The following is a 2,966-nucleotide window of genomic DNA, read 5'->3' as shown; positions in this document are numbered from 1 at the left end:
GTGGCGTGTCGGCCGCCATTGCCACCGTCGAGGCGGTACGCACGGCGCAGGACAAGTACGGCAAGGGAAAGGTCATGAGCGGCGAGCAGGTGCGCTGGGGCCTGGAAAACCTCAACATCACCGACGCCCGCCTCAAGCAGCTGGGAGCATCCGGCCTGCTGCCCGAGATCAAGACCTCGTGCGACAACCACGAGGGCTCGGGCAAGGTCAGAATCCAGCAGTGGGATGGCAGCAAGTGGGTGCTGGTATCGGATTGGATCGAAGGCAACAAGAACCTGATCCACCCGCTGTTCAAGGCATCGGCTGCGCGCTATGCGAAGGAAAAAGGCTTCACTCCTGCCTGCATGAAGTAGGCGCTTTGCGCCGGCGGTATTGCACGTCTCCCAACCGCCGCCGGCGCTTTTTTGAAGGTGTGCCCGACATGAGCCATGCACTGTCGATCAACAATATCGAAGTCATCTATGACCACGTGATCCTGGTCTTGAAAGGGGTCTCGCTGGATGTTCCCGAGGGCAGCATCGTGGCCCTGCTGGGCGCCAACGGCGCCGGCAAGAGCACCACCCTCAAGGCCATCTCTAACCTGCTGCGGGCCGAGCGCGGCGATGTCACCAAGGGGTCGATCGCCTATCGCGGCGAGCGGGTCGACAGCCTCACGCCCAACGACCTGGTGCGGCGCGGGGTGATCCAGGTAATGGAAGGGCGGCATTGCTTCGGTCACCTCACGGTCGAGGAAAACCTCCTGACCGGCGCCTATACGCGCGGCATCGGCGCGGCCGAGACGCGCCAGGAACTGGAAAAGATCTACGACTACTTCCCGCGCCTGAAGGTACGGCGCAAGTCGCAGTCGGGCTATACCTCGGGCGGCGAACAGCAGATGACCGCCATCGGCCGCGCCATGATGGCCAAGCCGTCGATGATCCTGCTCGACGAGCCCTCGATGGGGCTGGCGCCGCAGATCGTCGAGGAGATATTCGGCATCGTCAAGGACCTCAACGCCCGCGAGAAGGTGTCGTTCCTGCTGGCCGAGCAGAACACCATGGTGGCGCTGCGCCATGCCGATTTCGGCTACATCCTCGAGAACGGCCGGGTGGTGATGCAAGGCGAGGCCGCCACCCTGGCCACCAATGAAGACGTCAAGGAGTTCTATCTGGGCGTCTCGGGCGCCGGCCGGCGCAACTTCCGCGACATGAAGTTCTATCGCCGCCGCAAGCGCTGGCTGGCCTGAGGGAGGGGGCCATGTCCGACATCCGACAGAGCCTGGACGCGCTGGAACGCCGCGATCCGCAACAGCGTGAAGAACAACTGATGCAGCGCCTGCCGGCGTTGCTCGAGCGCGCCCAGGCCACGCCCGGTTGGGGCCGCATCCTGGGGGGCATCGACGCTGCGGCGGTACGCTCGCGCGCCGACCTGGCGTGCCTGCCGGTGATCCGCAAGTCGGACCTGGCGGACCTGCAGGCCCGCCAGGCGCCGTTCGGCGGGCTCACCACCACGCCGACGCGGCAACTACGACGCCTGTTCGTCTCGCCCGGACCGATCCACGATCCCGAAGGCCACGGTGCCGACTGGTGGCGGTTTTCCAGCCCGTTGCATGCGCTGGGCCTGGGCCCGGGGCATATCGTGCAGAACTGCTTCGCCTATCACTTCACGCCGGCCGCCTTCATGGTCGAAGGCGCGGCCGCGCGACTGGGATGCGCGGTGATCCCGGCCGGCATCGGCCAGACCGAATTGCAGGTCCATGCGATGAGCGCCTTGCGTCCCGACGCCTATATCGGCACGCCCTCTTTTTTGCGCATCATCATCGAGAAGGCGCTCGAGATGGGGGCCGATATTTCCAGCGTGGGACGTGCCTTGCTCAGCGCCGAGGCCTTGCCGCCTTCGTTGCGCAGCTGGTTCAATGCGCATGGCGTGCCGCTGGTGCTGCAACTGTATGCCTCCGCCGACATCGGCAACATCGCCTACGAGACCGCCACCGACGGCGTGGTGCACCCCGGCATGCTGCTCGACGAAGAGTTGATCCTTGAAATCGTGCGCCCCGGCACCGGCGACCCGCTGCCGCCGGGCGAGGTGGGCGAAGTGGTGGTGACCTCGTTCAATCCCGATTATCCGCTGCTGCGCTTTGGCACAGGCGACCTGTCGGCCACCATCGACGGCCGCTCTGCCTGCGGGCGCACCAACACCCGCATCAAGGGGTGGATGGGGCGCGCCGACCAGACCACCAAGGTGCGTGGCATGTTCGTGCATCCGGCGCAGGTGGCCGAGGTGCTGCGCCGGCATGACCAGGTGCGGCGGGCGCGCCTGGTGGTCAGCGGTGAAATGGCCAATGACGTCATGACGCTGCACTGCGAAGTGGCCGATGCCGCCAATCCGGGCTTGGAGGTGACGGCCGTGGCCGCCACGCTGCGCGAGGTCACCAAGTTGCGCGGCGAGGTGCTGCTGGTGGCCCCGGGCGCCTTGCCCAACGACGGCCGGGTGATCGAGGACGCGCGCAAGTACCAGTGAGTCTTGCCATGGCAGCCGGGGGTAGGGCGCGGATGTGGCGGTGGCGCTGCAGCCTGGCGCGAACGGTGTTATTGTCATGCGCCAATGCACCCCGGGGAACCGGGTTGCAGCATCCACCGTCTCACGGCTCAACCATCTTCCAACGCCTTGCCATCTCGATGAAAAAAATAATATTCGCCCTGTTGCTGTCAGCTTCCGCTGCCGCCGTCGTCCCCGCCGTCCAGGCGCAGGTGTCGGTCAATATCAATATCGGTTCGCCACCGCCGCCGCCGCGCGCGGAGCGCTTGCCGCCACCGCGGCACGGTTACCTCTGGGTTCCGGGTTACTGGGACTGGAACGGCCACGCCCATGTCTGGCGCGGTGGGCGCTGGGTGCGCGAGCGCCCCGGCTACGCCTATTCGCAGCCGCAATGGCGCCAGGGCCCGCAGGGCTGGCAACTGGACCGTGGCGGCTGGGGCGGCGGCCCG

The 2,966-nt window shown here is 66.4% G+C and carries 3 protein-coding genes and 1 pseudogene; all 4 read left to right on the top strand.

Annotated elements, in window-relative coordinates; translation table 11 throughout:
• Window positions 1–353, top strand: a pseudogene (locus tag PMI40_RS11500) (ABC transporter permease); the annotation flags it as partial.
• Window positions 354–421: 68 nt separating this feature from the next.
• The gene (locus PMI40_RS11495; protein WP_008115366.1) at window positions 422–1,225 is read left to right on the top strand and encodes an ABC transporter ATP-binding protein; all 804 of its coding nucleotides are present in this window, start codon (window positions 422–424) and stop codon (window positions 1,223–1,225) included.
• 11 nt (window positions 1,226–1,236) lie between these two features.
• The gene (locus tag PMI40_RS11490; RefSeq protein ID WP_008115365.1) at window positions 1,237–2,499 is read left to right on the top strand and encodes a phenylacetate--CoA ligase family protein; all 1,263 of its coding nucleotides are present in this window, start codon (window positions 1,237–1,239) and stop codon (window positions 2,497–2,499) included.
• A 158-nt stretch (window positions 2,500–2,657) separates the two neighbouring features.
• Window positions 2,658–2,966 (top strand): YXWGXW repeat-containing protein (locus PMI40_RS11485; RefSeq protein WP_008115364.1); only part of this gene is annotated, 309 nt, incomplete at its 3' end.

Origin of the sequence: Herbaspirillum sp. YR522 (assembly GCF_000282575.1) — a bacterium.
GTDB lineage: Bacteria > Pseudomonadota > Gammaproteobacteria > Burkholderiales > Burkholderiaceae_D > Herbaspirillum.
This window is presented reverse-complemented; position numbering and strand designations above follow the sequence as displayed.